The sequence below is a fragment of the Kordia sp. genome, from assembly GCF_965283645.1.
Taxonomy (GTDB): Bacteria; Bacteroidota; Bacteroidia; order Flavobacteriales; family Flavobacteriaceae; genus Kordia.
This window is the reverse complement of record NZ_CBDIPG010000001.1, coordinates 2,234,673-2,251,742: the sequence shown is the minus strand read 5'-3', so window position 1 is coordinate 2,251,742 and position 17,070 is coordinate 2,234,673. Positions and strand designations below refer to the sequence as shown.

Sequence of the window (17,070 nt, the reverse complement as noted above, 5' to 3'; positions counted from 1 at the left end):
TGATGATGATAGTTCACTTACTTTAATGAAAATACAAACGTATATTTTTCTATTCATTTTTGTATTTCAGTCCAATGCGCAAATAGTTGATTTCGAAACTGTTAAATTTGAAAAAGCAGATAAAATTGCACTGAAATACAAAGGTGAAAATCTTTCCAATTTACCTCAATTGTCCTATAAACTTACTCATGAGCTAACAACCGATGTTGAACGTTTTAGAGCTATTTTTAAATGGGTTTGCAGTAATATTGCTAATGATTACGACATGTATTCAAGAAACATGCGAAAGCGCAAACGCTATAAAGATGATACTATAAAATTTGCGGAATGGAATGATAAATTCAAGAAAATAGCGTTTCAAAAACTCCTAAAAAAAAATAGAACTGTTTGCACAGGTTACGCATATCTCATTAAAGAATTGGCAAACTTAGCCAGTATTGAATGTGAAATTGTAAACGGAAATGCGCGTACAAGTACGATAAATATTGAAAACTTAACTGTTGATGCGCCAAATCATTCGTGGAATGCGGTAAAGCTAAACGACAAATGGTATCTCTGCGATCCAACTTGGGCGAGCGGAATTCCTAATCCAATTACATATCGATTTCAATTTGAATTTAATGATGGATTCTTCTTATCCGATCCAAATATGTTTTCTATAAATCATCATCCTGTAGATGAAAAATGGTTTCTGTTACATACTGAAAAACCGACTTTTGACATGTTTTTAGAAGCGCCAGTTATTTATGGAAAAGCCTATGAATATTTCGGGAATCACATACAGCCTAAAAAATTAGACAATACTATAAAACAAGGTGATACGGTTATATTTAGGTTTCAATTATTACATCCTATCAATAAAAAAGACATTCGTTTTGTGTTTGAAAAAAATGATAATGAAAAGGAAATTCAGCCAAAATTAATTACAATTACGAAACAACAATTGGTAATAAATCATACATTTGAATCCAGAGGACATTATGATGTTCATTTATATATCAAAGACGATTTAATTTCTACGTACTCTTTTAACGTGAAAAAATAAAACGCAACTTGCATTATTTCTGTACTGTTGAATGATCGTATTAAAAATTATAATAAAAAAAAACAATTGTTGTATAATCAAAACATATACTTGCTTTGTAAGTTTTAGCAGAATATTTGACTAATATTGCATATAAACAAAAAAATAATTAAAAATTAAAACACATATATTATGGCTTTAGAAATCACAGATGCTAACTTTGAAGAAATAGTAATGAATAGCGACAAACCAGTAATGGTTGACTTTTGGGCAGTTTGGTGTGGACCATGCAAAATGTTAGGTCCTGTAGTAAATCAGATTGCTGATGAATATGAAGGAAAAGCTGTTGTTGGAAAGTTAGATGTTGATGCTAACCAACAATATGCTGCTCAATTTGGAGTACGTAACATTCCAACAGTATTAATTTTCCAAAACGGAGAATTAGTAGGACGTCAAGTAGGAGTTGCTCCAAAAAGTGCATACACAGACGCTATTGACAAGTTATTAGCATAAGAGATAAATTATTTGATATAATTATAAAAAAGGTTTGGCTATATGTCAAACCTTTTGTGTTTGGTAACTTTTTACTTTAACGTAAAGTGTTGTCATGAAACACTAAAAATCAGTATATTTCATAAAAATATACATTATTAAAGAAAACGCTTGTGAACTTACAACAAGAATTCAATAAAACTTCAGGATTTAAAAATTTAGAATTGCTTGCACAACAAGTAGTTGAAGGTTTTATTTCGGGAATGCATAAAAGTCCATTTCACGGGTTTTCTGCAGAATTTGCAGAACATAAAATTTACAATGCTGGCGAAAGTACCAAACATATTGATTGGAAGCTTTTTGCTAAAACGGACAAATTATATACAAAAAAATACGAAGAAGAAACCAACTTGCGATGTCATATCATTCTAGATAATTCTTCTTCCATGCACTATCCGGAAGTAACTTCGCCATCAATTGAGAATTTAAATAAAATAGGCTTTTCTGTCTTGGCAACTGCTTCATTGATGAATATTCTTAAAAAACAACGTGATGCAATTGGCTTAAGTATTTATTCGGATAATTACGATTTTTACGCACCTGAAAAAGGAAGTGAACGTCATCATCAATTGTTATTGAATGCACTTGATAAAACGGTCATTACAAAGCGAATTAACAAAAAAACGGACACATATACCTATCTGCATCAAATTGCGGAAAAAATACACCGTAGAAGCCTTATTTTTCTATTTACAGATATGTTTCAAGATGGAGTAGAAGACGAAAAACTATTTGAAGCGCTTCAACATTTAAAATATAACAAGCATGAAGTTATTTTATTTCATGTTTTTGATTCCGAAAAAGAGTTAAATTTTGATTTTGACAACAAGCCAAAACGATTTATTGATGTAGAATCTGGAGAACATATCGATTTATATGCTGATTCAATTCAAGAAAATTATCAAAAAGCTGTTTCTGATTATTTTTCACAATTAAAAATGAAATGCGCACAATACAAAATCAAGTATGTTGCAGCAGATATTACGAAAAATTTTGAAAAAATTTTACTCACGTATTTAGTTGAAAGACAAAAGTTTGCATAGTTTTATGAAAAAAAGTTTAATTTTTTATCAAAATATGTTTGCATAAATAGAATTGTGGTGTATATTTGCAACCGCAATAAAGCAACGGTTTGGTAGTTCAGCTGGTTAGAATACATGCCTGTCACGCATGGGGTCGCGGGTTCGAATCCCGTCCAGACCGCTAAAATTGCAAAAAGCTTCTCCTAAAGTGGGAAGCTTTTTTTGGCAAAATGATTTAGTTGTGTTGTTTAAGGTAAGTCCTTGATTTACCTTTGGTTTAGTAGTTAAACCAATGAAAAGCTTTCCTTTTTTCTTTCAAAGAAGATTGGGATGCTTTTTTATTTTAGTTCAACTCAATATGAGTTAAACTGGATCTTACGAATGTTTCCCAAAAGTTATTTTATTCTTCATAATCTTAAGAACTTCACATTTAAAATCTGAAGAATGTATTAGATTTAATTGAAATATTTGTTTTCTAAAGTTTCTCGATTGCGCTCGAAGTAACATATTGATTTCTTACAGTAAACTCACTTCATACGAATTCCAAAAACTTACCTGCGAATTCTCTATTACACTTTATTGTTTCTCTGTTTCCAAATACTTTTACGGCTATTAATTTTAAACACTAATACCATGAAAAACAAAAAGAAGCCATTAGGGAAATTGCTATTACAAAAAAACGTGATCTCAAGTCTTAATAATATCAAAGGAGGAGAAGTAGCAACTAACTGTAGTACTGGTGCTATAGTATATCCGCCAGAAACTTTTCCCTACGTCGGAAATTGTATCGACCCGTTTTCTGAAAATGGACAGTGTATATCATTGGATGGTTTAGCAGACTGTAATAGTATGAACGCAGATTATGCTTGTGCTAAAGATACAGGAGCTATAAAAGTGAATCCGCCAAATAATATTGATATTTATCCTGGATAAATTTTATGCAGAAAGAAACGAAAGTCGATTTAAAAAATCGGCTTTTTTTCGTTGTGAAACAGCTACTTTTGAACCATCTTTTAAAATAATATCGCCACCTTTTCCTTTTACATATTCTTTTACATAACTCAAATTGATGAGGTGACTTTGATGCACTCTGCAAAAATTTGACATGCATAATTGTTTTTCAAAATCGGCTAATGGTTTGGTGACAACAAATTGCTTTTTATTTTCTAAAAAAATGATGGTGTAATTATTAGTAGATTCACATCGGACAATTTCAGGAATAGCTAATCGTTGGTAACCACGTGAAGTTGGAATATCAATAAAATCGTTAGCAATTGTTTTTTGTTGTATTTGATTTATTTTAGACAATAAAACTTTTTGAACCGTATTTACAAATTCAAGCTCGTTAATAGGTTTTAAAAGATAATCTTCTGCATTGTGTTTAATGGCTTCAATACCATATTGGTCATACGCGGTAACATAAATTTTTGCGGCGTTAGAACGTTTTAAAAACTGTGATTGGAAAACAGTTTTATTCTTCAATTGAATATCTAAAAACAATACGTCAACCGAATACTTTTTCAAAGCAATATCAACATCTAATACAGAAGCCGCTTCAAAAATGATATCAATTTGTGGAAATTCATTTTTTAACAGCAACGATATAAATTCGCGTCCGTTGGCTTCATCGTCTACAATTCCAGCTTTAAATCGCATGTGTATGGTTTATTTTTAGTTGAACTTTGGTGCCTTTTTGGTGTTGTTCTTTCATGTCAATAAGCGAAAGTGTACTAAAGATATTGAAAATTTGACGATACAATTCCATGCGCCTACGAATTAAATCAATTCCTTTTGATTGCTTTTTTTGTGTTGATTTTGAAAGATTTTCAATTCCGATTCCATCATCTTTAATGGTGATTTCAATAGTTTCATCCGTGTGTACTTGAAAATGAATGCGAATTGTCCCTTTTTGAGAAGGCATTTCTACAAAAGCATGTTTGATTGCATTTTCGACAAAAGGTTGCACTAAAAATGATGGAATTTTAAGATTTTCAATTGTTGAATCGTGTGTAATTATATAATCGAATAGTTCTCCAAAGCGTAATTTTTCTAATTCTAAGTAATCGTTCAAATATGTAATTTCATCTTTAATTTTCACAAATGTATTGTTGGAATACATCAAATTGAAACGCAACATTCTGTTAAAACGATCAATATATAGTTGTGAATTGGCATAATCTTTTTTGTAATTTAATAACTTGATAGAATTCAAACAATTTGAAATAAAATGCGGATTCATTTGTGATTTTATTACTTCCACTTCTAATTCGGTAAGCTTTTTTTTAGTTTGAATTTTCTCCTGTATGCGTTTTTTTCTATTGATATAGATACGTATCAGAATTGTATAAATTAACGTAATCAATACCGCAAAAGCAACCATTTTGAACCATAAAGTTTGCCAAAATAGCGGAATCACATCTATGGAAATGATCAAATTATCTTTGCTAGCAGTATAACTACTGTTGAGTCCGTAAATAGACAAGGTGTGTTTTCCAGGCTGTAACGAAGACAAAATTATATCAGAAGCTTTCGTCACCGAATAGTGTTCTTGATTGTCAAGTTTATACTTCAATGACGTGTTTCCGTACGAATTATAATCAGGATAGCTCACATTTATGGTTATCGAATTTTTGGTATACGGAATTTTTATTTGTGTGTTTTTGAAAATAGAATCTTGGTATTGAATATGATTTAAAACAAGTTTTGTGTTTTCCTCTAGTTGTTTTTGTACTAATAAATCCGTTGTTTTAAAAATCTCCAATCCTTTTGAAGTTGCGAGATACATAAAACCATTGTACAGGTAAAAATCGTTTAATGTAGCTAGCGGAATTCCGTCAGCTTCTGTAAAAGAGTCAATTGTGTATGTTTTATAATTATCTTTAAATGCAATTCGGTTGATTCCTCTATTTCCTATTGCCCAAAGTACCGTTGGCGATTCAAAAATTACTTTGGTGATTGAATTACTCAACAAGCCATTATCTTTTGTCAATCGTTGTTGCTCATTATTGTGTAAAATAAAAATTCCTCCAGCATTTGTGCCAAAAGCATAACAATTGTCTGAGGCTTTGCTACCACTAAAAAATAGATACTCAGAAATTAGTGATGTATACTCGCAATTGTTAATGTTTATTTTAAACAAGCCTTTCGCGGAACAGATAAAAGCATGATTTTCGTCAATTGGGATTGCATCGTATGATCTTTCTGAAAAAATGGGTGTGATGCTAAGTGTTTTTTTGTGCAATAAATTTGCAGATCCAGAAGCAGTGATAATAAGATATTCTGTGTCAAATTCTGATATATTTTTTAAAGCACCAGCGATCTTTATTTTATCAATAAAATTGAATTGATTATCGTACGTGTCTATGGTACCTATCGTTGCGAAAAATAATTGATTCTTTGACGCATGTACACGTATGATTCCGTCTAACGCGATAAATTTGTATTGCAACTTGTTGAGTATCTTTCCAACTTTTGAAGCATTCATTCCAAAATAAATACTGTCTTTTCGCCCATCAATACTTTGAATATTTTCACCTTCTGTCGTTGTTATACTTTTTTTTAGAAAACGTTGAAACTTGGATTTACTCCAAAAAAACAATCCATGATTTCTTGTGGAAAACCATACATTTTGATCTTTATCTTTAAAAAAATCGTTAATAATGAAATCGCTAAAAACCTCCTTTTCTTTTTTAGAATCAATGTTATAACATGTAATGCCTCCGATATGGTTTGTCAACCAAATTTCATTATCATTTAGAAAATAGATGTTTTTAATGATTTTTGATGTTTTTTTATGATCAAGAAATACCAAAGATGAATCGTTTTGTATTTTATAGATCGCCATTTCATTTCCCAACGCAAAAGCCACATTTTTTTCACCAAAAGAAACAATTTCTGAAGCTGAATTCGGTTTTACGGGAGTTGCTACTTTTGTACGTGTATTATTTTTTAAGTTAAGCTTGATAATATCATTTTCGGAATTAAAAAAACATACAATATCATCATGATAGTTAATTATTTTTACAGAATCTGTAAAGTGCCTTTTTTCAATAATTCCTTTTTCGTACGTATATATATGTTTCGTATTATGGCTTTTAAACAGTGCTACTTTATTAGAAATAGTATCATGTATAATGCCTGAAATGCCATTAACTAGAATTTTTCTTAATTCAGGATTTTCTTTTTTAGTAATAAATTTTCCATCTTTTAAATAGGCATAGTTTTCATTCAAAGTCATGACAAATATTTCATCATCTATTGAAAAATTGGTTAATATTTCTGTGTCTTTTAGTGCTGAACTTCCGTCATATGGTTCAAATGTTTTACCATCAAAAGCATACAATCCGTTATCAGTTCCTATCCAAATAATTCCATTTGCATCTTGCGCCAAATTGTACACAGTTTTGCAAAATAGTCCTTCATCATGATAATAATTTTTTACACCAGATAATTGCGCACAAAGGCTTAATGGAAGAAGTAAAAAAAGAAGTTTACGAAGCATATTGGTAATACAATGAAATTTAATGTAAGAAGATACAACTCTTTTGTTAATTGTAAATGTAGTGTGCAAATTCTCAGTAAAGTGAAGCGAATTCTCTTTTTAGCTTGTTTTTGAAAGTGTAGTGAATGAATTTCATAGCACTAAACCTTTAAAAACAATCAATACCATGAAGAAAAAAAACCTGACACTAAAAAAACTGAGTCTACGCAAAAAGAATATTGCAAATTTAGATAGCGTTAAAGGTGGAATTTGGGCAACGCATACTTGCGGAACAACGTGTTTGCCTGTTAATGCAAGCATTAATCCGTTTGATCCTAAAGAAACCATTAGGCAGTTAAGCATGCCCGAAGGATTTGCCGATTGTAATTATTCTAGAGATTGCAGCGATTCATGCGCATCTGTAGTTTTATACAATACGTGTGCGTATGGCGATGAACCAAGCGGAATGTATCACGGACAAGGATAATATAATAGTACATATTTAGTTTTTACGTTAAAGTCAATGACCTTATGGTTGTTGGCTTTTATTTTTATAAGCTAAGATTTAAAAAATAACACTCTTATATTCCCAGAAATCACGCATAAAAAATCCTAAGTAAATAATTGCTACAATAAACTTCAATAACGTAGAGAATAAGAAGCCTAAGAAAGAACCAAAAGCGGCTTTTAAGGCGCTATCAGCATCTTTATCTGCAAATGCCAACTCACCAATCAAAGCGCCCAGAAACGGACCAATAATAATTCCGAAAGGCCCCATAAATATCAAGCCTATGATCAAGCCAATTGTGGTTCCGTAAATTCCGTACTTACTTCCGCCAAAACGTTTAGTTCCTATTGCTGGTATGATATAATCCATCACAAAAACAATAATTGCGATTGCAAATGTAATTCCTAAAAATGTCCAATTATTTGGAACAGCATCAGTAAGATATAAAAATAGCAATCCGAACCAACTCGTAACGGGTCCAGGGATGATAGGTAAGAAGCTACCAATAATTCCCAAAAGCATTAAAAAGAAGCCAATAACGGTAAATAAAATATCCATTGCTATTTTTTTTGTAAGACGCAAGCAATTGGAAAATGTTACAATTTTATAACTAATAAATTAGTTTAAACTAAAATTTTAGTTATATTTGTTCCGTAGAACTAAGAGTTTAGTTGAAAAAACACAGTTGAAAAATGAAGCAATTAACGAAGGCAGAAGAAGAGATTATGCAAATTCTGTGGAAACTAGAAAAGGCAAATGTAAAAACCATCATAGAAAACTTTAAAGGCTCAAAACCTGCATATAATACGGTTTCTACAATTGTACGGATTTTAGAAAGTAAAGGATTTGTAGGCTATGAAAAAGTTGGAAAAGGACATGTGTATTTTCCATTGCTTGCACAATCGGAATATAGCAACCAATCCATTTCAAAGTTGGTCAATGGTTATTTTCAAGGATCGTTTAAAAGTATGGTTTCGTTTTTTATGGAAAAAAATGATATCAGTACTTCCGAATTAGAGGATATTCTCAAAGAAGTTGAAAAAAATAACAAGAAATCATGATACAATATCTCATACAAGTTGTTGCGTTTCAGTTGCTATTTTTAGTGGCCTACGATTTATTTCTTAAGAAAGAAACCTTTTTTCAATGGAACAGGATGTACTTAATTTTTTCTTCATTGATTTCTTTTTTATTGCCTTTTGTTAAAATTGAAAGCTTTCAAAATGCTGTTCCGCAAGAATATATCATTCTATTACCAGAAATTGTGTTAACTCCTGAAAAAGCGGTTGAAGTTATTGCACCATCTTGGAATTGGTATTTAATTATAGGAATTGCAGTGAGTAGTACATTGTTTATTTATAAAATAGTACAATTAATTCGATTAAAATTAAAAGGAATTATTGTGCACCAAGGAAATTATAAAATTATCAAAATTCCGAATAGTAGCGCGGCATTTTCAATTTTCAAATATGTATTTATTGGAAATGACATTAACGAAGAAAAACTACAAGATATTCTTTCGCACGAATTGGTTCACATTCGTGAAAAACATTCTCTTGACTTATTATATTTTGAACTTTTACGCATTCTGTGTTGGTTCAATCCGTTAGTATATATCTATCAAAAACGAATTTCAGAAGTGCATGAATATATTGCTGATGCTTCTGTAGCAAACGAAAATAACAACTCCGATTATTATGAAAAATTGTTGGCTGAAGTTTTTCAAACACAACATTTTTCGTTTACCAATCAATTCTTTAAACATTCATTAATTAAAAAACGAATCATTATGTTAACAAAACAAAAATCCCGTCAAATTTTAAAACTAAAGTATTTAATTTTAGTACCAGTACTAGTCCTTTCACTGCTTTATACGTCTTGTGAAGATACTACCATTGTCGATTCTGAAGATAAAACGGAAGCCGTAAGTGAACTTGGTAAGGAGAAGCAGTTTAAAATCATTATGGATAAAATAAGCGCCATTCATGAAGAAAAGAAACCAAATGGGATATTGACAGAAGATCAATTTAATAGACAATCAGCGTTGTATGAAGAAGCTTCAAAATTATTTGATCAGAATAAAGAAAGTAAGATTGTCCAACAATCTTATGAGGATTATGTAGCTTCGGTAAAGAAAAGTAAAGAAGAAGTAATAGCTATGGGCGAACTGGAAAAAGAAGCTGTAGATTTTAAAATGCTTGATACATCTCCAGTGTATCCAGGCTGTGAAAATTCGGGAACATTTGAAGACTCAAAAAATTGTTTCAACCTAAATGTGCAAAAACATGTGAATAAAAACTTTAATACAAAGTTGGCGGTAGATTTAAAACTTACTGGTGTCAATAAAATTTACGCAAAATTTATCATTGATCAAAATGGTAACGTATCAGAAGTTTTGGTAAGAGCACCACATCCAGATTTGGAAAAAGAAACAACACGTGTACTTAGATTGTTACCGCAAGTTACTCCAGGAGAGAAAGATGGAAGTCCTGTAAGTATAAAATATATGTTACCAATCGTATTTAAAGTACAATAAGTTTACACTATGAATAGAGTACTTATTATATTCATCACATGTATAATAACAAGCAAAGTCGGAGCGCAATCTTCGACTTTGTCTGTATCGGTAGCTGATAGTTTGTATCGTGTTGGAAATTATTCAAAAGCAATAAAAGTCTACGAGCAATCAAACAATAAAGTGTATGCAACCATACAAATTGCAAAAGCGTATAAAGCGTTAGGAAATAGTAAAAAAGCAATTGAAAATTATGAAAAATCATTGCATACTGATTCGTTAAACACACTTGTATTGTACGATTATGGAAAATTACTTTTTACAACGAGTAAGTACGAACAATCGTTAACAATTTTTGAAAAATTAAAAGCTAAAGATACGCTCAATCCTAATTTTCATTATCAAATTGGTTTGTCAAAAGAAGCTCTTAATATTGATGATTATGTTGATTCGTATAAAACGGCTTTTCAACTCGATTCACAACATCAAAAAAGTATTTATAAATTGATTGTATATCATTTACAGCAAAAAGATTTTGAAAAAGTTGAAGATATTATCAATGTTGGTTTAAAAAATAATTCGGAAGATTTAAAAATTATAGGGTTTAATGCACAATTGTATTACGCATTAAAAAAATATAAGAAAGCGTTATTTTGGTTTGAAAAAATTATCAAGCGCAATAAAGCAACTCAATATGTATATGAAAAAGCTGCTTTTGCGGCGTACAGAGTTAGAAAAATTTTAAAAGCAATTGCTTATTATAATGAAGCATTAAAGCGTGATCCTGGCAACTATTTTCATCATTCGCAATTGGCAAAGTTATACTATCAAGATGGTGTTATTAAAAAGGCTGCACATCACGCATCACAAGCAATTGCGGCAAAAATGTTAGATACGTCTGGCGATTATTATATTTTAGGTTTGGTAGCTTTTGATGAGAAAGATCATAAATCAGCGATGAAGTATTTTAAAATAGCTTTAAAAGAAAATCCAGATTACGATGCGGCACAATTTCAGATGGCTTTATGTGCAGATAATTTGTATTCGGATTTAAAAGAAAAACTTAAAATGTATGAACGTTTTTTAAAGAAGTTTCCCAACGCAAAAACAGACATGATCAAAATTGTAAAGACTCGAATTCGTGAGTTGAAGGAGGAAATTCACTTAAAATCAGAATAATCCAATAGAAAATTATTGCAAAATATCTAAAAGTTGTATTTTTCATGATATTTGTACGAATGAAAAACCTTTGGAAATATTGTCTACTGTTGTTTGTGTGTGTTTCATGTGAATACATCAATGGTTCTATTGTAAAAGAAGAAACTATTGTAGCAGAAGAAAAGAAGAGTATCAATTTGGATACTGTTGATGAATTCCCTTCGTTTGAAAGTTGTGATTATTTAGAGAAAGAAGCACAGAAAAACTGTTTTTTTCAAACACTTACAGATCAAATTTACGAGCGTTTATCTACAAATGATTTAGTAGTTTCCAAAACTATTCGTGATACAATTCAAGTTTCTTTATATATTGATACATTAGGAATTATTAAAATTGAAGCTATTCAAAAAAATAAATTGACTTCTGCACAATTACCGTTGTTAGATAGTTTGCTTCATGCAAGTATTAACAGTTTGCCAAAAGCTTCTCCCGCTAATAAACGCGGCATTCCTGTAGCAACAAAGTTTATGTTGCCAATTATTTTAAATGTTGAAGAGTAATTTTTTTAGAATCGAATTGCAAGTTTTCGCAACAAGCGTAATACTTCTACATACAACCAAATAATCGTCACTAACAATCCCCAAGTTGCAAACCATTCATATGATTTGTGTGCTTTTCCCATGTAACGATTTATATAATCAAAATCGAGCAGTAAGCTCAACGCGGCAAAAATTGCGGCAACAATATTAAATGCAATTGCAAACCAAGATGTATTGTATATAAACGAAATTTGAATTCCAAAAAAGGTTAAAATAAACGATACAATGTAAATAATGAAAATTGTTGTGGTAACTGTAATGACAACACTTCTAAACTTTTGAGTAACTTTTATAATTTTAGAGACAAAAAGTAACAACATCGTTATAAATGTGACGAAGGTAATTATGATAGCCTGTATTGGTAAATTTGGATAGCTCTTGTGCATATAAGCACTAAATCCACCAATAAATAGTCCTTTTGCGAAGGCATATATAATTGTAAGCCAAGCAATCCATTTACGGCGCACAGAAATTAAAATACTACAGATAATTGCAACAATAATTCCGCCAGTAGTATACCATTTAATATCGACACCAGAAAAATAGAGTTTCCAAGTAATGGCGGCAGCTCCGGAAACAAGTAGTAAACAAAATACAGACTTCAATACAACACCAATAAGCGTCATTTTTCCTTGAGTTTTTTTCGTTTCGGAATTATTCCAGAAATAACCTGTAAAAGCAGGATTTGAAGTAGATAGCCCAAATAAACTCATATGTTAATTTTGTTAAAAATAATAAAAAAATGTAGCAAATGGCGACACTCCGAAAAAATATTCGTAAATTTACGTATACTTATAGGTAAAATAACTCAAAATATGGAAGCGCTAACCTTAACTAGCTATATAAATAATAGAAATGATTCCCCGCAAAATAAGCTAAAAATCATTCATGCAACACGCACAGGCGTTACGCGTTCACAATTAAAAAAATTTAGCTTGCGAGTCGCTTTACCTTTGACAAAGATATCAGAAATAGTTCCTGCTTCGTACTCAACATTATCTAAAAAAAATAGTTATGACAAAGAAGTTAGCGAACGTTTATTTGAAATTGCCGAAGTATATTCAAAAGGATTTGAAGTTTTTGGTGATGAAAAAAAATTTACACGATGGCTCAATAAAAAAAGCAAAGTTTTAGGCAGTCAAACACCTTTTTCATTACTCGATACAAGTTACGGTGTAAAATTAGTTATTGACGAAATTAGACGTATTGATTACGGAATTTTTGCCTAATGATTGTATACAGAATAGACAGAGCAAAGCGTAAAAATGATTTGCTTTCAGGAATTGGCGCAGAAAAAATTGGCGGTCGATGGAATGAAATCGGAACGCGCGCCATATATACTTCACAACACATTTCCCTTTCCTATTTAGAAGTTGTAATGCACTTAGACATTACTGAAGATTTACCAAGTGATCGAATTTTAGTTCATGTAGAAATACCAGATGAAATTTCGGTGTATGAATTAAAAAAACTACCCAAAAACTGGAATACCTTTCCTTATAACAGTAAAACGCAAGAAATTTTCACAAAGTTTGTTGAAGAAAATAACCATGCAGTTTTAAAAGTTCCTTCCGCAATTGTTAGAGATGAATGTAATTATATTTTGAATCCAAGACATATTGATTTTCATCAGATTAAAGTGATAAAGGTTCAAAAATTCACATTTGATTCACGCTTATATCATGATGGATAACACTTTTATCGATTGTATGGATGTTCGTTAATCCAATGAAAACCTCTGTTCATTAACTTAAACTTTTTCAAATCAAATTGTTTTGCTTCAATAAGAAGTGTGTCATTTAAATGTGTTCCTTTTAGTGTAAGAATACTATCTTTTAATGTATATGTGAAATTATAAATATCTGTAGAATCCTCACGTTTTTCAAAATTCATTGTATTAGTTAAAGTATCTAATTTTAGTTTAAATCGAGTACGTTTATCTTTAAAATTATAGATTGAAATGTAATTAGCTCTTTGTATCAAAATTCTCTTCCACAAATTCTCATCAGTAACGAGTAATGGAATTGTATCCTGATTTTTTACAATAGTATTTACATTATATATTCCATATAGAGCTGTTTTTTTGGCATATGGTCCACGAGCTTTGTTTCGTATGATTGCACTTGAAATATTTGAATATAAAAAGAAGGCGATAACAAGAAATTTAATCACGATAGCTGCAATATTAAATTCGGGCTTTTCAAAATAACTAGGAAAACTTTTAGGTGGAACTGAAGAAGCCGTAAAGAAAACACTAAACAGGCGTTTCCAGTCTTGCATAAAAATGAAAAACGCAAATAACATTAAGTGAAAAGAGAAGATTTTTACAGGAATATCATAACACATATTCATCATAAAAATATTGAGCATGACACCAAAACAAACCAATCCGCCAAGTGTTCGTGTACGTCTAAAGATTAACAATAAACCTGCAATAATTTCGGAAAGTCCAGAGAAAAATGTGTACGCTTTGGAAGCGCCCATAAAGGTCCAAGCAATTCCCATAGGAGATGATTCTCCGTAAGGTTGAATTAATCGTGCCAAATATGGATCTGGAAATTGAAGTTTATACACCTTAATAAATCCGTAGGTAAACATGATAAATATCAAGTAATAGGCTATAAATATGATGAAAAATTGAAGTAATCGACTGTAATTTTTTCGTTTTCGATCAAGAATAGACCAAATTACTGTTATTAAAACCGAGATTATTACAAAACAAAATAGTTGAATATAATTATAAGTTGTGTCGCCACTTCCGCGCGGCATTGCTAAGCTATCAAACGGAATATTAAAGACGTTTTCACTGACTAGAGAAACAATTTTTTTCCAGGTAACATCATCGTAAAATAGTGTGATATCTGATAAAAAATCAAACGTGTTTAGTGGAAAAGGAAGTATAAATAGTAAGCAGTAAACAAAGAACAGTCTAAAGCCAATTTTTTCTATAAAAGACCAAGTGGTAGTAGTTTGCATGTGGTAAATTGATTGGTTATTACTTTAAAAATAATATGTTTTTTGTAAAGATCGGTAGGGTATTGCTGTTTTTATGTAGAATTAACTTTTTTAGGTTACATCGTAAACTCTCTATTTTTCCAAGTGTATGACTTGAATAGCGAATTGAAGAATATGAATACAGTAAAAAACGGATATATGATTGTGCTTACTATAAAATAATGAAGACGAAATTTTTGTTCAGTAAATTGAAAAGTTTGATATAGTAAAATACCATCAATAATAAATTTTGAAAGCACTACGAATACGATTAATTTCCAAGAAATAGTTGTGAGAAACAATAAAATAGGAAGCAAACAAAACACAACATTCATCAACATTACGATAACTCCAACAAACTTTCCTCGCACCAAATTATATTTGGCACTTTTGGAAGCCCAACGAACACGTTGCGCAACTAATTCTTGAAACGAACTTACAGGAAACGTGTGAATGATAGCGTCTTTAGATTTTAAATAATGTACTCTATTAGGCCATTTTTTGATAAATTTTTCAAATAAAAAAATATCATCACCACTTGCTATTGTGTCGTTTCCGGCAAACCCTTGTACTTCTAAAAAAGCTTCTTTTTGATACGCTAAATTGGCTCCATTGCACATAAAAGGCGTTCGCAAACCATAACTTCCAATAGTTGCACCTTGTAAACTTAAAAAATCAAGTAATTGAAAATATGTAAAAAATGATGTAATATTTGTATATGTAACAGGCGCCGCAATCATTCTTGGACGTTTTAAAAATATCTCTTGATTGAATAGTTGCAACCAATTTGGTGGAAACAAACAATCTGCATCTGTAGTAATAATCCAATGACTTTTAATTTCTTTAATTGCTGTACGAATTGCATCTTTTTTTGGAGAACTTGAAACGCGTTTATTTTTTAGAATTGTAATCGTAATGCTTGGATGTTGTTCGCTAAATTGTTGAATAATTTCACTTGAGTTATCTTCTGAATCATCATCAATAAACCAAAAAGAAACCTTCGTTTTAGGATACTGTAATTGTGTTATTGAATTTAACAATGTTGGCAAATATGTTGCTTCATTCCGAAAAGGAATAATCACTGAGAAATCTACAACTGGATTTATATGTTGTTGTTGTTTAATAGTTGGTTGCTTCCAAAAACCAAATACAAAACTACCAATCATAATTATGTATAGCGTGATAATAGTACACAAAAAAATATCTATCATACTGATGCTACATTATCTTCTTTTTTCGAAGGATTAAAACTCAATACAAAATAACTTCCAACGATACTTGGAATCACAAAATTTAAAACCCACATCAATGCTACAACACTTAAAGTATGTAATTCGGGAATTTGTAAATAGCCAAATAGCCAAACGGCAACACTTCCTTTTACAATGACATCAAAAATAAAAAGCATTGGAATAATCGAAGTAATCAAATACATAGCAATAATTGCGCTCATCATAGTTACATAAGAAATTTCAGTTCCAAAAAGGAGTACTAAAAAGTAAAATTGATGCGAAAAAATTAAATATCTAAGTATGGAAAAACTAAGGTTTTTAAGATGAATACTTGTTGAAATATTTTGAACAAAATTCTTCAAGTTTTTCCAAGAATATCCTTTTATTTGAAAACGCTTCTGTTTTGTGACCAAGAAAAATAAGAGTCCAAATATTCCTAAAAATCCACTCATGCGAGCAATTTTAGTCCAAGGCAATTCAATATGAAATTGATACACAAAAAAAGAAAATCCAAGCACACCAAAAAGTAATGTAGTAATGAGTTGGGCTGTATTTCCAAGAAAATTTAACCCAACAATATATTTGCGTTCAGATTTTTTAAAATACAATGCTTTAGCGCCATATTCGCCAACTCTATTGGGTGTCAAAAGTGAAGCGGTAAGTCCGCCCAACGATTGTGCGGTACTTTCCCAAATAGAAATTTGTTTGCAATGAGAAACAAGTGTTTTCCATTTTAAAATTTCTAAAAACCAATTGCAAAATGTTGCTAAAAAAAGTGTCAAAATAACAAGTATATTAGTAAGTTTTATGGCTTTCAGTTGCGCAACAAACGTCTCAAAATCTAATTGTTCGTTATAATTCAACTTATTATATATAAAATAAGCTGCTCCAATAACAATAGCGAGTTTTATGACCAAAGCTAAGAATTGCTTAGATTTGTGAGATACCGTGGTGCGCATGCTACAAAGAAAAGCATTTCGTTACAT

Annotated in this window: 18 protein-coding genes and 1 tRNA gene; 12 read left to right on the top strand and 7 right to left on the bottom strand. The window is 30.7% G+C overall.

Going from position 1 to position 17,070, the window contains the following annotated elements; genetic code table 11:
* Positions 1-25: 25 nt before the first annotated feature.
* From ACQ654_RS09965 to ACQ654_RS09945, 5 genes are all read left to right on the top strand, one after another.
* Positions 26-1,045: a transglutaminase domain-containing protein gene (locus ACQ654_RS09965; protein WP_430410181.1), complete on the top strand. Its 1,020-nt coding sequence runs from the start codon at positions 26-28 to the stop codon at positions 1,043-1,045.
* Between the two features lie 171 nt (positions 1,046-1,216).
* The gene (gene trxA / locus ACQ654_RS09960) at positions 1,217-1,537 is read left to right on the top strand and encodes a thioredoxin (protein WP_430410180.1); all 321 of its coding nucleotides are present in this window, start codon (positions 1,217-1,219) and stop codon (positions 1,535-1,537) included.
* 152 nt (positions 1,538-1,689) lie between these two features.
* Entirely contained in the window at positions 1,690-2,619 is a 930-nt protein-coding gene (locus ACQ654_RS09955) for a DUF58 domain-containing protein (RefSeq protein ID WP_430410179.1), read from the top strand.
* 86 nt (positions 2,620-2,705) lie between these two features.
* A tRNA-Asp gene (locus ACQ654_RS09950) sits at positions 2,706-2,779 on the top strand.
* Between the two features lie 452 nt (positions 2,780-3,231).
* Positions 3,232-3,531, top strand: coding sequence for a hypothetical protein (locus ACQ654_RS09945; RefSeq protein ID WP_430410178.1), 300 nt, complete (start codon positions 3,232-3,234; stop codon positions 3,529-3,531).
* Positions 3,532-3,534: 3 nt separating this feature from the next.
* On the opposite strand, the gene ACQ654_RS09940 is transcribed toward ACQ654_RS09945, so the two are convergent.
* Positions 3,535-4,254, bottom strand: coding sequence for a LytR/AlgR family response regulator transcription factor (locus ACQ654_RS09940; RefSeq protein WP_430410177.1), 720 nt, complete (start codon positions 4,252-4,254; stop codon positions 3,535-3,537).
* Positions 4,244-7,099, bottom strand: a complete 2,856-nt coding sequence (locus ACQ654_RS09935) for a histidine kinase (RefSeq protein WP_430410176.1) — start codon at positions 7,097-7,099, stop codon at positions 4,244-4,246. The genes ACQ654_RS09940 and ACQ654_RS09935 overlap by 11 nt, the downstream gene beginning before the upstream one ends.
* 166 nt (positions 7,100-7,265) lie before the next feature.
* Here ACQ654_RS09935 and ACQ654_RS09930 point away from each other — a divergent pair, with 166 nt between their 5' ends.
* Positions 7,266-7,565 (top strand): hypothetical protein, encoded by a 300-nt coding sequence (locus ACQ654_RS09930; RefSeq protein ID WP_430410175.1) that lies wholly within the window; start codon positions 7,266-7,268, stop codon positions 7,563-7,565.
* Positions 7,566-7,643: 78 nt separating this feature from the next.
* On the opposite strand, the gene ACQ654_RS09925 is transcribed toward ACQ654_RS09930, so the two are convergent.
* Positions 7,644-8,144: a DUF456 domain-containing protein gene (locus tag ACQ654_RS09925; protein WP_430410174.1), complete on the bottom strand. Its 501-nt coding sequence runs from the start codon at positions 8,142-8,144 to the stop codon at positions 7,644-7,646.
* A 134-nt stretch (positions 8,145-8,278) separates the two neighbouring features.
* On the opposite strand from ACQ654_RS09925, the gene ACQ654_RS09920 reads away from it, so the two are divergent.
* Genes ACQ654_RS09920 through ACQ654_RS09905 form a run of 4 tightly spaced genes read left to right on the top strand, consistent with a single transcriptional unit; the run spans position 8,279 to position 11,819 of the window.
* Positions 8,279-8,647 (top strand): BlaI/MecI/CopY family transcriptional regulator, encoded by a 369-nt coding sequence (locus ACQ654_RS09920; protein WP_430410173.1) that lies wholly within the window; start codon positions 8,279-8,281, stop codon positions 8,645-8,647.
* Complete coding sequence (locus ACQ654_RS09915; RefSeq protein WP_430410172.1) at positions 8,644-10,122, top strand: M56 family metallopeptidase; 1,479 nt, start codon at positions 8,644-8,646, stop codon at positions 10,120-10,122. The genes ACQ654_RS09920 and ACQ654_RS09915 overlap by 4 nt, the downstream gene beginning before the upstream one ends.
* 9 nt (positions 10,123-10,131) lie before the next feature.
* A complete protein-coding gene (locus ACQ654_RS09910) occupies positions 10,132-11,280 on the top strand; it encodes a tetratricopeptide repeat protein (protein ID WP_430410171.1) in 1,149 nt (382 codons plus the stop codon).
* A 59-nt stretch (positions 11,281-11,339) separates the two neighbouring features.
* Positions 11,340-11,819: a hypothetical protein gene (locus ACQ654_RS09905; RefSeq protein ID WP_430410170.1), complete on the top strand. Its 480-nt coding sequence runs from the start codon at positions 11,340-11,342 to the stop codon at positions 11,817-11,819.
* Positions 11,820-11,824: 5 nt separating this feature from the next.
* Here ACQ654_RS09905 and ACQ654_RS09900 read toward each other — a convergent pair whose 3' ends face one another.
* Positions 11,825-12,571 (bottom strand): Bax inhibitor-1/YccA family protein, encoded by a 747-nt coding sequence (locus tag ACQ654_RS09900; protein ID WP_430410169.1) that lies wholly within the window; start codon positions 12,569-12,571, stop codon positions 11,825-11,827.
* A 102-nt stretch (positions 12,572-12,673) separates the two neighbouring features.
* On the opposite strand from ACQ654_RS09900, the gene parS reads away from it, so the two are divergent.
* Both parS and ACQ654_RS09890 read left to right on the top strand, forming a co-directional pair.
* On the top strand, positions 12,674-13,087 hold the full coding sequence (gene parS / locus ACQ654_RS09895) for a type II RES/Xre toxin-antitoxin system antitoxin (protein WP_430410168.1): 414 nt from the start codon (positions 12,674-12,676) through the stop codon (positions 13,085-13,087).
* Positions 13,087-13,551, top strand: a complete 465-nt coding sequence (locus tag ACQ654_RS09890; RefSeq protein WP_430410167.1) for an RES family NAD+ phosphorylase — start codon at positions 13,087-13,089, stop codon at positions 13,549-13,551. The genes parS and ACQ654_RS09890 overlap by 1 nt, the downstream gene beginning before the upstream one ends.
* Positions 13,552-13,556: 5 nt before the next feature.
* On the opposite strand, the gene ACQ654_RS09885 is transcribed toward ACQ654_RS09890, so the two are convergent.
* The 3 genes from ACQ654_RS09885 to ACQ654_RS09875 form a co-directional block, all read right to left on the bottom strand.
* A complete protein-coding gene (locus tag ACQ654_RS09885) occupies positions 13,557-14,834 on the bottom strand; it encodes a hypothetical protein (RefSeq protein WP_430410166.1) in 1,278 nt (425 codons plus the stop codon).
* 95 nt (positions 14,835-14,929) lie between these two features.
* A complete protein-coding gene (locus ACQ654_RS09880) occupies positions 14,930-16,018 on the bottom strand; it encodes a glycosyltransferase family 2 protein (protein WP_430410165.1) in 1,089 nt (362 codons plus the stop codon).
* A 41-nt stretch (positions 16,019-16,059) separates the two neighbouring features.
* Complete coding sequence (locus ACQ654_RS09875) at positions 16,060-17,043, bottom strand: lysylphosphatidylglycerol synthase domain-containing protein (RefSeq protein ID WP_430410164.1); 984 nt, start codon at positions 17,041-17,043, stop codon at positions 16,060-16,062.
* Positions 17,044-17,070: the final 27 nt, after the last annotated feature.

What these genes read in the sequence shown, in the direction of transcription:
- parS (WP_430410168.1), top strand. Translation starts at nt 12,674, where the DNA reads ATGGAAGCGCTAACCTTAACTAGCTATATAAATAATAGAAATGATTCC.
- ACQ654_RS09875 (WP_430410164.1), bottom strand. Translation starts at nt 17,043, where the DNA reads ATGCGCACCACGGTATCTCACAAATCTAAGCAATTCTTAGCTTTGGTC.
- ACQ654_RS09880 (WP_430410165.1), bottom strand. Translation starts at nt 16,018, where the DNA reads ATGATTGGTAGTTTTGTATTTGGTTTTTGGAAGCAACCAACTATTAAA.
- ACQ654_RS09905 (WP_430410170.1), top strand. Translation starts at nt 11,340, where the DNA reads ATGAAAAACCTTTGGAAATATTGTCTACTGTTGTTTGTGTGTGTTTCA.
- ACQ654_RS09920 (WP_430410173.1), top strand. Translation starts at nt 8,279, where the DNA reads ATGAAGCAATTAACGAAGGCAGAAGAAGAGATTATGCAAATTCTGTGG.
- trxA (WP_430410180.1), top strand. Translation starts at nt 1,217, where the DNA reads ATGGCTTTAGAAATCACAGATGCTAACTTTGAAGAAATAGTAATGAAT.
- ACQ654_RS09935 (WP_430410176.1), bottom strand. Translation starts at nt 7,099, where the DNA reads ATGCTTCGTAAACTTCTTTTTTTACTTCTTCCATTAAGCCTTTGTGCG.
- ACQ654_RS09900 (WP_430410169.1), bottom strand. Translation starts at nt 12,571, where the DNA reads ATGAGTTTATTTGGGCTATCTACTTCAAATCCTGCTTTTACAGGTTAT.
- ACQ654_RS09910 (WP_430410171.1), top strand. Translation starts at nt 10,132, where the DNA reads ATGAATAGAGTACTTATTATATTCATCACATGTATAATAACAAGCAAA.
- ACQ654_RS09925 (WP_430410174.1), bottom strand. Translation starts at nt 8,144, where the DNA reads ATGGATATTTTATTTACCGTTATTGGCTTCTTTTTAATGCTTTTGGGA.
- ACQ654_RS09930 (WP_430410175.1), top strand. Translation starts at nt 7,266, where the DNA reads ATGAAGAAAAAAAACCTGACACTAAAAAAACTGAGTCTACGCAAAAAG.
- ACQ654_RS09945 (WP_430410178.1), top strand. Translation starts at nt 3,232, where the DNA reads ATGAAAAACAAAAAGAAGCCATTAGGGAAATTGCTATTACAAAAAAAC.
- ACQ654_RS09885 (WP_430410166.1), bottom strand. Translation starts at nt 14,834, where the DNA reads ATGCAAACTACTACCACTTGGTCTTTTATAGAAAAAATTGGCTTTAGA.
- ACQ654_RS09890 (WP_430410167.1), top strand. Translation starts at nt 13,087, where the DNA reads ATGATTGTATACAGAATAGACAGAGCAAAGCGTAAAAATGATTTGCTT.
- ACQ654_RS09915 (WP_430410172.1), top strand. Translation starts at nt 8,644, where the DNA reads ATGATACAATATCTCATACAAGTTGTTGCGTTTCAGTTGCTATTTTTA.
- ACQ654_RS09940 (WP_430410177.1), bottom strand. Translation starts at nt 4,254, where the DNA reads ATGCGATTTAAAGCTGGAATTGTAGACGATGAAGCCAACGGACGCGAA.
- ACQ654_RS09965 (WP_430410181.1), top strand. Translation starts at nt 26, where the DNA reads ATGAAAATACAAACGTATATTTTTCTATTCATTTTTGTATTTCAGTCC.